Below are 12724 nucleotides of genomic sequence, written 5' to 3' on the forward strand. Positions count from 1 at the left end.
AGCGGTACTCCGCGAGGTGGCTGGGGCGGTCGAGCGAACCTGCTCTGCTGTCCGGCCCCGCACCGGGATCCCCGGAACGACAGCCATGGTTAGGGGCGCTCCGGGCGAAGCGCAAGGATGTGACGTACTACCCCACCACGGAGCAAATGCTGGAAATGCCCTGCCGCAATCCACCTGGGCGCGGGATCGCGGGACCCCCGCGTACTACCTCCCTTAGGACGTGACGTGGCTCCTGTGCGGGGCGTCACAGCCAGGGCCCCCGCCAAGGCGCCGGCGTCACCCACTGCTCGAGCCACCTCACGTTCCGTAGGCGACCAGGGGCGTCGTGCTCGCCCGCGCCTCGACGCCCCTCGCGGCCACCGCCGGGCCTGTGCCCCTAACGGCCGTCAGGCCTGCGGAAGAGGCCGAGCGTCCTCGTGAGGGACTTCAGCGGTGAGGTGTCCTGCTCGGCCGTGGCGGGTGCGGGTGTCTTGGGTGTGTTGGTGCCACTGGTGGCTTCGGCGAGCGCGGCGTGTGCCGACTCGGCCGCCTCGCGGTACAGGTCGCAGGCCGCCGTCATGGTCCTGAGTGATTCGGCGTACCGAGCGACCATGGTCCGTGCGTGGACGAGCTCCTCATCGGGGGTGAGCAGGTGCCAGCCTTGGCGCAGTCGGGTCAGGGCTTGTTCGGCGCCTGCCGGCAACGGGCGTGGCAACGAGGCGAACTCCTCGATCTTCTCCAGGAGGCCGGTCGGCTCGGTACCGTCGAGAAAGACGTTGCCGACGGTGAAGCGTTCCGCGTCGTAGCCCGGAGTCTGCGGCGCGTGGGGCAGGACGACGGCCCCGCCGCGCGGTAGCCCCACGCCCAGCTCACGCTTCGTCGCGAAGTCGGCGATCAGTGCCTGCTCCGGCGTGGCCCGGTGCTCGATCACCCGGTGCCTGAGGCTCGGTGGCAAGAATGCCGTGACCGGCCGCCGTCCCAGCGTGTCCGGTGTCATCGCCTCGTGCACCACGACATGGATGAACCAGCTCTGCCGGGCGCAGTCTCGCAGCAGGCGCCGCAACTCGCCATCGTCCTTGGGGAGGTAGTTGGTCGTTCGCAGGCGGGCGCCCGGCACCCCGTCGTGATCCCAGGCGACCCGGTCGCTGTCGGGCCAGAACACCGTGGCGGGTGAAGGCCAGCTCGCTTCCCACGCCCGCTCCGCCTCCGCTGCCAGCACCCAGGCGATCTCGCTCTCGGTCCCGGCGCGGCGGGACTCGGGCTCGTAGGTCGTCAGTTGAGCGCGCACCGTGACGTCGCCGGCGACGCGCCAGCGCGCTTCGAACAGGCGGCGGGCCGAGGGTCCGGGGTCGGCGGACTCGTCCCGGGGGAACAGGTCGGTCGAGCGGGCCGCCTCGACGGGGTCGAGGTCGAGGAAGTCGTCGATCACTCCGGCCGCCTTGAGGGCGAGCAGGTTGCGTCGGACGTCCCGCTCGGCCTCGGGTCCGAGGTGACGTCCACGTCCGAGCCATGCGGTACCGGGGACAGTGGTCGATGAAGAGCTGCTCTTGGCCATGGAACCGTCCAGTGGGTGATCGGGGCGTGACCAGTATGGTCCGCGGCCCGAGCGGCGGAGTCCACCAGCCCCGCACCGGCCCGACGGGGCACGCCGCCTGGTGTGACGCCGGAGCTCCGACGCTGTCCCGGCGCCGCACGGCAGGAAAAGGGAAGGCGGCAGGCGACTGGCCGTTGGCAGGATGTCCGCGCTGAACACCCCGTAGGGAAAGGACCACGCGACCGTGGCTCGTGCCATCACCTTGATTCGCTCCACCGCCCTGTCCGACGTCGCCGAGTACGCCTACGCGGCCACGGCGCCCGCCGAGTCGCGCCTGATCTTCCTCGCGGGGGCGTGTCCGCTCAACGATGACGGCTCCACGGCGGCGATCGGGGACTACGCAGGCCAAGCAGCGAAAGCCATCGAGAACATGCAGGCCGCTCTTGCCGCCTCGGGCGCGTCACTTCATGACGTCATCAGTACACGGGTTCTCGTCGCATCGGCCCGACGGGAGGACCTGGTGGCCGCCTGGCAGGTGGTCCGGGACTCCTTCGCCGACCATGACGTCCCCAGCACGTTGATGGGCGTCACCGTGCTCGGTTACAAGGACCAGCTCGTCGAGATCGAGGCCGTCGCCGCCGTGCTCGATTCCTGAGACCTCTTCCCAGCACACCGCAACGCGGCATTTCCAACGAATCTCCGAACCGAGCGCCCGGCCTGTCCCCTTTATGTCCTGTTCGCACCCCGAGGGAAGGGCAATTCTCTCGGGTCATATTGAAAATGAGTGTCATCTTCGTATAGAAGTACGGTGTGCTCATCTCCCGACAGCGGTTGGAGCGCCCGAAGGCCGGAGTCTTGCCCTTCGCGCTCACCGCACTCCGGCATCCCGCGGTCTCCAGGCTCCTGACGGACCACCGCGCCCTTCTCGCCGACCTCCTGGACGGCCTGGGATCACCGCTGCACGTCGTGCTGCCCGAGATCTTCGAGGAGAACGTCGGAGAACTCCGCCGGGTGATCGCCGAGACCGGTGCCGCCGCCGACATCCTGTTCGCCAAGAAGGCCAACAAGGCCGACTGCTACGTCACTGCGGCCGCCGCCCTCGGCATCGGCGTCGACGTAGCCGGCGCCCCCGAACTGGTCAAGGCGCTGGCCGGGGGAGTGCCCGGCCACCGGATCGGCATATCCGGCCCGGAGAAGGACGACGCGCTGCTCGCGCTCGCCGTCCAGCACGGCTGCCTGGTCGCCATCGACTCGATCAGCGAACTGAGGCGGCTCGCGAGGACCGCGCGGGTCGCCGGGCGGCAGGCCACGGTGCTGCTGCGGTCCCGGACGGCCGGCCAGTCGAGCAGCCGCTTCGGTCTCTCCGCCGACGAGCGCCGCGCCGCCGTCGGTCTGTGCGGGGAACTCGCCGACCACATCGCCCTCCGGGGATTCTCCTTCCACCTGAACGGCTACTCCCCGGCGGAACGCGCGACGGCCGCGAACGAGATGATCGAACACTGCCTCGACGCCCGACGGCGTGGCTCACTCTCCGCCGAACTCGTCGACATCGGCGGCGGGTTGCCCGTCCGTTACGTCGAGCCGCGGCTCTGGAACGAGTTCCTCGCGCAGAACGAGCCGGCTCACTACCACGCGGCCAAGGACTTCAAGGACTTCTATCCGTACGGGGGACAGCTCGCCGCCCAGGCCGTGCGCGCGATCATGGCGCACCCGGTCGGCGGCGGCGAGAGCCTGGCGGCGAAGGCGAACCGATACGGCATCCGCTTCGTCGTCGAGCCCGGCCGGGCCCTGCTGGACCAGGCCGGATTCACGATGTACCGCGTCCAACAGGTCGACGATCGGCGGGAGTCCGACGGGTACGCGATCGTCACCGTCGCGGGCAGCAGTTTCAGCCTCTCCGAGCAGTGGTTCAACAGCGACTACCTCCCCGACCCCCTGCTGATGTCCGCCGGGACCGTCGCCGACGAGCCCTTCCCGGCGTGCGTCGCGGGCTCGACCTGCCTGGAGAGCGACATGGTCACCTGGCGGAAGATCGGCTTCCCGCGCCCCGTGCGCCGGGGTGACCACCTGGTCTACCTCAACACCGCCGGCTACCAGATGGACTCCAACGAGTCCCCGTTCCATGACGCGCCCCTGCCGTCGAAGGTCGTCCTCCGGCTCGGCGGCGGCGGCGACGGCCTCGGTGACGGCGTCGGAGGCGGCCTCGGCGGCGACGGCGCTCCGCCGCGCTGGCGACTGGACGGAATCCGCTGAGACCTCGAACGCATCCGATACGACCACCCATGAAGGAGAAGACTCGTATGTCCCCGAGCTACGCCCCGCCCGGGCAGCTGTGGCTCCTGCCGCAAGCGCAGCAGGAAGGTCTCGACCTCGACCACCGTGAGGTGATCGCGGTCGTCGAGCAGGCCTACCGCGCGCTGCGCGAAGGCGGCTCGAACAATCCGGTCAAGACGATCATCGACGATCCCGACCATCGCTCGCTGAGCTACTCGATGGTGGCCAGGGACGCCGGCAGCGGCACCGTCTGCTTCAAGGCGGTCTACGAGTTCGACCCGCGCCGCACCCGGGACAGTTACCGGTTCCACTCGTTCGTCTTCCTGGTCGACGACACCACCGGGGCCCCCATCGCGCTGATGGACGTGGTGAAGCTCGGACCCCTGCGGTCCTCGGCCACCACCGCGCTGTTCGCCCGCTCGGCCTGCCCCGACGCGCGGACCGCCCTCGTCGTCGGCACCGGCGTCCAGGGGCAGGCGGCCCTGCCGATGCTCGTCGCGGCGATGCCGGAGCTGGAGCGGTTTCAGGTGTTCGGTACGTACCCCGAGGGGCTGCGCGCCGTCCAGGACAGCGTCGACGGCCGCGAGGTCGAGATCGTCAAGGACCTTCGTGAGGCCGCCGGTGAGGCGGACATCGTGATTGGCGCCGCGGGCCTGTCCGTCACGGAGGAGGTCCGGCGGGACTGGATGAAGCCGGGCTCGGTCGCCGTGCTCCTCGGGTACGGCGTGCACGCCGACGTGTGCCACGGTGCGGACTACCGGATCGCAACGGACACCGCCCAGATGCACGCCACCTGCGACGACCTGCGGGGCGCGGACGGCGGTCTGCCGTCCGTGGACGCGCAGTTGCCGGACATCCTGCTCGGCCGGGCACCCGCCCGACACCGACCGGAGGACGTGGTGTTCGCCTACAACAGCGGTATGGCCGTCACCGACGCCGCACTGGGCCGGTACATAGCCGACCTGGCGCTGGCGAGCGGGCGTGGGGAAAAGGTCAACTTCTGGTGAGTACCGAAACAACCGACACCACCGGTACGACGGACACGACCGGAGCCGAGAACAACGGCGCCGGGTGGTGGGTCAGGAACTCGCGCGCGCTGCTCAAGCTCGCGCTCCCGCTGATCCTGACCAACTTCGCCTACGTCGCCCTGACCACCGTCGACATCGTGATGCTGGGCCGGCTCGGCGCGGTGGAGATCGCCGCCGCCGGCCTGGCCATCGCGCTCTTCAACCAGCTGCGCACGACCGGAACCGGCCTGGTGACCGGCGTGAGCAACCTGGTGGCCGAGGCACGCGTGCGGGACGACAGGGCCCGTGTCGGCGCGCTGCTGTTCGCGGGACTCTTCTGGGCGACCGTCTGCGGTGTGGTGTTCTGCGCGGCGCTGCTGCTGATCGGACCGCTCCTTGTCCTGCTGGGGCAGGACCCGAAGGTGGTCGACAAGGCCGGCGAGTTCCTGGTGGTCCTGGCCCCGGGCATGCTGCCCTGCCTGTGGTTCCAGAACCTGCGGCACTTCACCACCGGCCTCAAGCGCCCCGGCCCGCTCCTCGCTATCACGCTGGCCTCTGTCGGAGCCACGATCGGCCTCAACTACGTACTCATCTACGGCAAGTTCGGGCTGCCCGCGTTCGGCTTCGTGGGCGTGGCGATCGCCACCGTCACCGTGTTCCTGCTGTCCTTCCTGGCCTTCGTCGCGGTGATTCTGCGCGATGGTGTCCTCCGCCCGTACCTCACCTCGCCCGAGGCGCGGCGCTGGAACGGCGACGCGGTCCGGTCCGTCTGGCGCCTCGGCCTGCCGATCTCGGGGACGTACGCCTCGGAGGCCGGGTTCTTCAGCGTGCTCACGCTGGTGATCGGCTCCCTGGGTGTGGAGGCGCTGGCCGCGCAGACGGTGTTGAACCAGATCGTCTACATCGTCTTCATGATCTCCGCCGGTCTCTCCCACGCGGCGTCGATCCACATCAGCGAGGCCGACGGCGGCAACGACTACGTGACGGCCCGCAGAATGGGCCTGCTCGGAACGGCCTGGGGCGTGATCGCGACCCTGGCCGTCGCCGTCGTGTACCTGGTGATCCCGAACCCGATCGTGTCGCTGTTCATCTCCGCCGAGCACGCCGGCAACGCCGACATCATCGCGCTGACCGTGACCGGACTGCTCATCGCCGCCCTCATGCAGGTCTTCGACGCCACCCAGAACATCGGCAACGGCATCCTGCGCGGCATCGGCGACACCGCCGGCCCCTTCCGGATCTCCCTCGTCGGCTACTGGCTGATCGGCCTACCCGCGGGCTACCTGCTCGGGATCACGGCCGACTGGGGTGTCGAGGGCGTCTGGATCGGCCAGACCATCGGCCTCGCGGCCACCGCCGCCATCCTGCTGGCCGCCTTCCTGCGCCGCGTCGACAGGCTCCACCGCGAGACGTCCGGCGCGCCCGCCCTCGAACCGGAGTCGTCATGAACCCCACCCTCGCAAGGGCCACCTCGGCCTCACTGATTCGTGGTGAGGTGGCGGGGCTGCCCGGATACGATCCCGGCGCCGATCCGGACGAGGTAGCCGCGCTCAGCGGTGCCGGCCGCGTCATCAAGCTCTCCAACAACGAGAATCCGTACGGCAGTTCTCCCGCGGTCGCCGAAGTCCTTCGCGCGGGACTGGCCGGCGGCGTCTCCCGCTACCCGGATCCCACCGGCAAGCGCCTGACCGAGGCCATCGGGACGAGCCTGGACGTGCCGGCCGAGCGCGTCGTGCTCGGCAACGGTTCGGAGAACATCCTGGAACTGCTGTGCCAGGCCGTACTGGACCCCGGTGACCTGGTGGTCACCCAGGCCCCCGGCTTCAGCCTGCACGAGATCTTCCCCCGTGTCATGGGCGCCCGGGTCCAGAAGGTCCCGGTCACCGCCGAGTTCGGGTTCGACGCGGCGGCCTGGCGCGACGCGCTGGCCGTCGGCCCCAAGCTCGTCTTCCTCGCCAACCCGTGCAACCCCACCGGTGCGATGCTCACCGCCGCCGAGCTGGAGCAGGTCGTGGCCGCCACCCCCGAGTCGGCCCTGCTGGTGCTCGACGAGGCGTACGGCGAGTTCGCCCGCACCGACCCGGAGTACCCCGACGGCCTTGACGCGCTCCGCACGCTGCGGCGGCCGTGGATCGTCCTGCGTACCTTCTCCAAGGCGTACGGCCTGGCGGGCGTCCGGGTGGGCTACGGCATCGCCTCCGACGCCACCCTGATCCAGGCACTGGACCGGGTCCGTACCCCGTACAACGTCAACCGGCCGGCCCAGGACGCCGCCGTCGCGGCACTGGGCGACGAGGCGCACCTTGCGGAAACGGTTCGTCAGACGGCTCTGGAGATCGCCAGGGTCACCGACCGCCTGCGGGGCGCGGGACTGCGCGTGGTCCCGTCCTCGACCAACTTCCTCTTCATCGACACCGGCTGCCGCTCCGACCGGGTCGCCCAGGAGCTGCACCGCGCCGGAATCATCGTCAAGGCGTGGCGCGAGCCGGGATACGAGACCTACATCCGAGCCTCTCTGTCCACCCCCGGGGACAACGACGTCTTCGTGCGGTGCCTGACGGAGATATGCGCGAAGGACGCGACATGATCAAGACCAGGATTTCCGAACTGGTGGGGCGAACGCCCCTCCTCAAGCTGCATACCTCGGAGGGCGGGGGGACCGTCCTGCTGAAGATGGAGCAGTACAACCCCACCGGCACAGCCAAGATCCGGATGGCCAGGAACATGGTCGACGAAGCGGAGGAGGCCGGACTGCTCGCCCCCGGCGGGTGGCTGGTCGAGTCCACCTCCGGCAACACCGGGCTGGGCCTGGCGCTCATCGCCGCCGAGCGCGGGTACAAGTTCACCGCCGTGGTGGACAACCACTCCAGCGCGGACAAGCTGCGCGGCATGCGCGCCTACGGCGCCGACATCCTCAACGTCGCCGGCGACGAGGACGGCCTCGCCACCGCCGAACGCGACACCACGGCCGAGCGGCTCGCGGCCGAGCACGGCGCGTACTGGACGGCGCAGCACCGCAATCAGGGCAACCCCAACGGCTACCGGCCGCTCGCCCGCGAACTCCACGACGACCTGGGCGACGACATCCAGTACCTGTACGGGGCCGTCGGCACCGGTGGTTCGCTCTGCGGCACCGGCCGCTTCCTGCGGGAACGCATTCCGGACCTGAGGATCATCGGCGTCGAGCCGGAGGGGTCGGTCCTCTTCGGCGGCAGGGGCGCGCCCTACCACCAGTCCGGCACCGGTACGCCCGAGGGCTCGGAGATCGGCCCCGTCGTCGACTACGAAGTGATCGACCAGGGGCTCAAGGTCCGCGACGCGGAAGCCTTCGAGACCTGCCGCTATCTGGCCAGGAACTTCGGTGTCCTGATCGGCGGTTCGGCGGGCGGCGTGGTCTACAAGGCCCTGGAGCGGGCGCGGAGTGCGGCGCCCGGATCCACCATCGTCGTGCTGGTCTGCGACGGCGGCGACAAGTACCTCGACACCGTGTTCAACGACGACTGGATGGCGGCCAACGGCCTCTTCGACGAGCAGGTCGTCCACCGACTTGCCGCGCTGCTGCGCTAGGCGCGCCGCCCGCACGTCGGCGCGGCGGCCCCGCCGTCCCGGGCCCGTCCGGAGCCTCCAACTCCCCTTCTTCTCCTTCCCTACGAACTGATAGTCTGCGAATAATGAAAACGAAAACGATTACCGTAACTGCTGTGGCTCTGGCGGCGCTCGCGGTCACCGGATGCGGAACGGACGCGTCCTCCGACGCCGGGGCGAAGGCCAAGGGCACGGTGCCGGCGACGAGCGCGACGACCTACCCCTTCACCCTCGAGAACTGCGGCACCGACGTGACCTACAAGGCCGCGCCGCAGAAGGCCGTCACGCTGAACCAGACCGCCGCCGAGATCCTCATCCACCTCGGGGTGGGGGACCGGATCGCCGGAACGGGCTACGAGATCGAGAAGACCCCGGACGCGATCGCCGAGCAGTACAAGAAGATCCCGGTCCTGTCCGCGCCCGGGGCGGAGATCAAGCACGAGAAGCTGCTCGAAGCGCAGCCGGACTTCGTCTACGGCTCCTTCGCCAGCATGTTCACCAAGGAGCAGGCCGGCGAGCGCAAGGACCTCCACGACCTCGGCGTTCCCACCTACCTGACCGAGTTCGACTGCACGTACCACGAGAGCGTGGCGAACGCGGACTTCCCGATGCTGTTCGAGGAGTACCGCCGACTCGGCAGGATCATGGGCGTGCCCGAGGCCGGCGAGAAGCTGGCGACCGAGCAGAAGGTCGTGGTGGACAAGGCGGTCGGCACCGTCGAGAAGCGGGACAAGCCGCTCAAGGTGATGTGGTTCTACTCCACCTACGAGGGCACCCCGTGGGCGGCGGGCCCCGGTGGCCTGCCGCAGCACATCTCCCAGCTCGTCGGGGTCGAGAACATCTTCGCCGACGCCAAGACCAAGTGGGCGGAGGTGAGTTGGGACGAGGTCGCCGCGCGGAACCCCGACGTGATCATCCTCGCCGACCTGACCCGAGGCGAACCCAACGACACCGCGAAGGAGAAGATCGAGCTCCTCAAGAAGGACCCGCTCACCAGCAAGCTCGCCGCGGTGAAGGGCGACAAGTTCATCACCATCCCCGGCAGCCACATGGATCCCAGTTACGGCAGCGCGTCCGCCGTTCCCGCGCTGGTCGACGGCCTGAACAAGCTCGGCTGACCCGTCCACCATCATGACGACGAGTTCACACACGACCGCCGCGCGCACCGGAGACCCGACCACCAGGAGTGAGACGGTTCCGGTGCGCCGGCGGCGCACCGCGACCGTGGCGCTCTACCTCCTGGCCGTGGCCGGGCTCCTGGTGTCGATCGTCACCGCGTCGCTGTTCGGCAGCGCGAACATCCGGCCGCTGGACGTGGTCTCCACGATCCTGCGGCACATCGGTTTGGGCGAGATCGCCCCCACTCCGCCGCTGCCGGGCCTGCTCGACGCCCTGATCTGGGAGTCCCGCTTCCCGCGGGTCCTGCTGGCCGTGGCCGTCGGTATGGCCCTGGCGGTCTCGGGCGCGGTCCTGCAGGCGGTCACCAGGAACCCCCTCGCCGACCCCTATCTACTGGGAGTCTCCTCCGGCGCCTCCACCGGCGCCGTCGCCGTACTCCTGCTCGGCATCGGCGGCAGCATCTCCCTGTCCACCGGAGCCTTCGTCGGCGGCCTGGTCTCCTTCGGCCTGCTCCTGCTCCTGCTCGGCGGCGGGCGTGTCGCCAGCCCTTCGCGCGTGGTGCTCACCGGCGTTCTCGTGTCCCAGTTCTTCGCCGGGGTCACCTCGGTCATCCTCATGGTCAACGGGGACGCCAACTCCACCCGCGGCTTCACCTACTGGCTCCTCGGCACCCTCGGAGGCGCCCGATGGGAGGGGGTGACCGTCACCGTCCTGGTCATCCTGGCCGGGGTGATCGCCATCCAGTTCTTCGCGCCCGCCCTCGACGCCTTCACCTTCGGGTGGGACTCCGCCGCCGCCCTCGGCATCAACGTCACCGCGGCCCGGATCTGGCTGATGGTACTGACCTCGGTCATCACGGCCGCCGCCGTCGCCGCCTCCGGAGCGATCGGCTTCATCGGGCTGCTCATCCCGCACGGCGTCCGCGTCGTGACGGGACCGATGCACCGCTCGCTGCTCCCTCTCTCCGCGATCGTCGGCGCCGTCTTCCTCATCTGGGTGGACGTGTTCGCGCGGACGGCGTTCGCGCCCCATGAACTGCCCGCCGGCGTCATCACCGCGCTCCTCGGCGCGCCCGCGTTCGCGCTGGTCCTGAAGCGTCTGGAGTCCTGATGGGCCGTATCACCACCACGCGGCTCTCCTGGTCGGTCAAGGGCCAACGGCTGCTGGACAACATCGAGATGGCGGTCCACGACGGGAAGGTCGTCGGCCTCCTCGGGCCCAACGGCTCGGGCAAGTCGACCCTGCTGCGCCTGCTCGCGGGACTGCGGAAACCCGACACCGGAACCGTCCGCTACGACGACACGAGCCTTCAGAACCTCGGCCGCCGGGTGCTGGCCCGGCGGCTCGCCGTCGTCGAACAGGACGTGTCCGCCCACCACCACGTCACCGTCCGCCAGGTCGTCGAACTCGGCCGTACTCCGTTCCGCGGCCGCTTCGACGCGCTGACCGAGCACGACCGGCGGATCGTCGACGAGGCGCTCGAACGGACCGAGATCACCGACAAGCAGCACCGGAGTTGGCACACCCTCTCCGGAGGGGAGAAACAGCGCACCCAACTCGCCCGCGCCCTGGCCCAGGAGCCCCAGGAGATCCTGCTAGACGAACCCACCAACCACCTCGACATCCGGCACCAGCTCGAACTCCTCGACCTGCTGACCTCACTGGACGTCACCTGCGTCGTCGCCCTGCACGACCTCAATCTCGCGGCGCGGTACTGCGATCACATCGTCCTCCTCGACCATGGTGAGGTGGCCGCGGCCGGCGCCCCGGAGGACGTGCTGACCCCGGACCTGATCAAGCGGGTCTACGGAGTGGAGGTGCTCGTCGACCGCGAACCCGCCACCGGGACCCTGCGCGTCACCTACGTGGCCACGGCCACGCGGACAGTCGCCGCGCAGGCGACGCGACCCGACATGCGCTGACGCCACTGCCCCGACAGCGGTCGGGCCAGGGAGGAGTTTCCGCCGCGCTCGCCGAGGCCGCCGAGGCGTGCCGCGGTCGTGGGGGTTCGGCGGGGCCTGCGGGCACGAGCCGAGCCCTCACAGATCCACGAAAGCACGGTCGCCGGGGGCGAGCAGCCGGGACAGGAACATGCCGATGCCGGCCGAGCCGGTCGCGTAGTCGTGGGCGATTCGGTTCAGCCAACGGCCAGGGAACGCGATCCCGCCCTCCTCCTCGACCCGGAACCACAGGACGGTCCTGGCGACGGCACAGGCCCTGTCCCGGTACTCCTCCTCGCCGGTGCAGCGGTACATGTCCAGCATGAACTCGCCGATCCCCGCCAGGCCTTCGAACAGGCCGGGCGCGTAGGAGTACGTGACGAAGGTGTCGTCAGCCACCCGCCGGGCGAGCTCGCCGTACCGCTCGTCGCCGAGCAGCCGGTGGAACCGGACCAGCACACTGCCGACCCCCGCGCCTCCGTGGATCCAGTACGGGTACACCACGGGATCGCCCTCGACCCGCTGCCACTGCAGGCCCAGGCCGCTCTCGCTCGCACGGCCCAGGTCGAACTCCAGACCCCGCACGGCGTACGAACGGAAGCGCTCGTCGCCGGTGGCCAGGTGCAGATGGAGGAGGAAGAGGGCGATGCCGCTCGCCCCGTAGCCGTACCCGTAGTGGACGAGACCGTCGAGAGAGGACCGCCACGTGCAGGTGTCGCCCTCGGTCTCGGCCGTTCTGAGGAGATGCTCGCCCGCCTGCACGGCATGGTCGAGATGGAGCTGCCGCCCGGTCCGCGCGTGGAAGCGCAGCGAGGCGAGTCCCCATCCGGCGACGCCGAGGAACACACCCGGATCGTCATACAGCAGGGGAGAGGAGTGCAGCAGGGTCATCACGGCCTCGCCCCGCTCCTCCCAGCCCAGGTCGTGGAAGGCCCATGCGATGCCGGCCGAGCCGACGTAGAGCCCGGGCGGATAGGTGTCGTTGTCCAGCGGCCGCCCCAGCATCCAGGCGGCCACCTCGGTCGGCAGCCCGTCCGCCGGCGCCCCACGGTCGCGCGTCCTCGAACCGAGCAGGAGCGCAGGACCGCAGGCGCCGTAGGCCACGCTCAGGGGGTTGGTCGCGAAGACCGTGTAGTCGGCGGGCCAGAGGCGGTCGGTGCGCCGCTCGTCGAAGGTACGGAGCAGCAGGCCGGCGATCCCGTCGACGGTGCGCCGGACCTCCGTGTCCGGTCGGGCCGGGACACCGTCCCCGGACCTGCGCCGTTCGGTCACCAGGGGCGTCATGG

Annotated in this window: 11 protein-coding genes; 9 read left to right on the forward strand and 2 right to left on the reverse strand. The window is 69.9% G+C overall.

Annotated features, from left to right (window positions below):
* Positions 1–376: 376 nt before the first annotated feature.
* Positions 377–1534, reverse strand: a complete 1158-nt coding sequence (locus ACF09C_RS28925; protein ID WP_392095690.1) for a hypothetical protein — start codon at positions 1532–1534, stop codon at positions 377–379.
* 223 nt (positions 1535–1757) lie between these two features.
* Here ACF09C_RS28925 and ACF09C_RS28930 point away from each other — a divergent pair, with 223 nt between their 5' ends.
* The 9 genes from ACF09C_RS28930 to ACF09C_RS28970 all read left to right on the forward strand — a co-directional run bounded on the left by ACF09C_RS28930 (position 1758) and on the right by ACF09C_RS28970 (position 11420).
* On the forward strand, positions 1758–2168 hold the full coding sequence (locus ACF09C_RS28930; RefSeq protein WP_392095692.1) for a RidA family protein: 411 nt from the start codon (positions 1758–1760) through the stop codon (positions 2166–2168).
* Between the two features lie 155 nt (positions 2169–2323).
* The gene (locus ACF09C_RS28935; protein WP_392095693.1) at positions 2324–3766 is read left to right on the forward strand and encodes an alanine racemase; all 1443 of its coding nucleotides are present in this window, start codon (positions 2324–2326) and stop codon (positions 3764–3766) included.
* A gap of 47 nt (positions 3767–3813) precedes the next feature.
* Entirely contained in the window at positions 3814–4794 is a 981-nt protein-coding gene (locus ACF09C_RS28940) for an ornithine cyclodeaminase (protein WP_392095694.1), read from the forward strand.
* Entirely contained in the window at positions 4791–6242 is a 1452-nt protein-coding gene (locus ACF09C_RS28945) for an MATE family efflux transporter (protein ID WP_392095696.1), read from the forward strand. Before ACF09C_RS28940 ends, ACF09C_RS28945 begins: the two co-directional genes overlap by 4 nt.
* Entirely contained in the window at positions 6239–7381 is a 1143-nt protein-coding gene (gene hisC / locus ACF09C_RS28950) for a histidinol-phosphate transaminase (protein ID WP_392095698.1), read from the forward strand. The genes ACF09C_RS28945 and hisC overlap by 4 nt, the downstream gene beginning before the upstream one ends.
* Positions 7378–8361, forward strand: a complete 984-nt coding sequence (locus ACF09C_RS28955; protein ID WP_392095700.1) for a PLP-dependent cysteine synthase family protein — start codon at positions 7378–7380, stop codon at positions 8359–8361. The genes hisC and ACF09C_RS28955 overlap by 4 nt, the downstream gene beginning before the upstream one ends.
* Before the next feature lie 134 nt (positions 8362–8495).
* Positions 8496–9497, forward strand: coding sequence for an ABC transporter substrate-binding protein (locus ACF09C_RS28960; RefSeq protein ID WP_392095702.1), 1002 nt, complete (start codon positions 8496–8498; stop codon positions 9495–9497).
* Between the two features lie 82 nt (positions 9498–9579).
* Positions 9580–10608: a FecCD family ABC transporter permease gene (locus ACF09C_RS28965; protein WP_392096053.1), complete on the forward strand. Its 1029-nt coding sequence runs from the start codon at positions 9580–9582 to the stop codon at positions 10606–10608.
* A complete protein-coding gene (locus ACF09C_RS28970) occupies positions 10608–11420 on the forward strand; it encodes an ABC transporter ATP-binding protein (protein ID WP_392095703.1) in 813 nt (270 codons plus the stop codon). Before ACF09C_RS28965 ends, ACF09C_RS28970 begins: the two co-directional genes overlap by 1 nt.
* Before the next feature lie 117 nt (positions 11421–11537).
* On the opposite strand, the gene ACF09C_RS28975 is transcribed toward ACF09C_RS28970, so the two are convergent.
* Positions 11538–12722 (reverse strand): lanthionine synthetase C family protein, encoded by a 1185-nt coding sequence (locus ACF09C_RS28975; RefSeq protein WP_392095704.1) that lies wholly within the window; start codon positions 12720–12722, stop codon positions 11538–11540.
* Positions 12723–12724: the final 2 nt, after the last annotated feature.

Source organism: Streptomyces sp. NPDC014870 (assembly GCF_043081505.1).
Classification (GTDB): Bacteria; Actinomycetota; Actinomycetes; order Streptomycetales; family Streptomycetaceae; genus Streptomyces.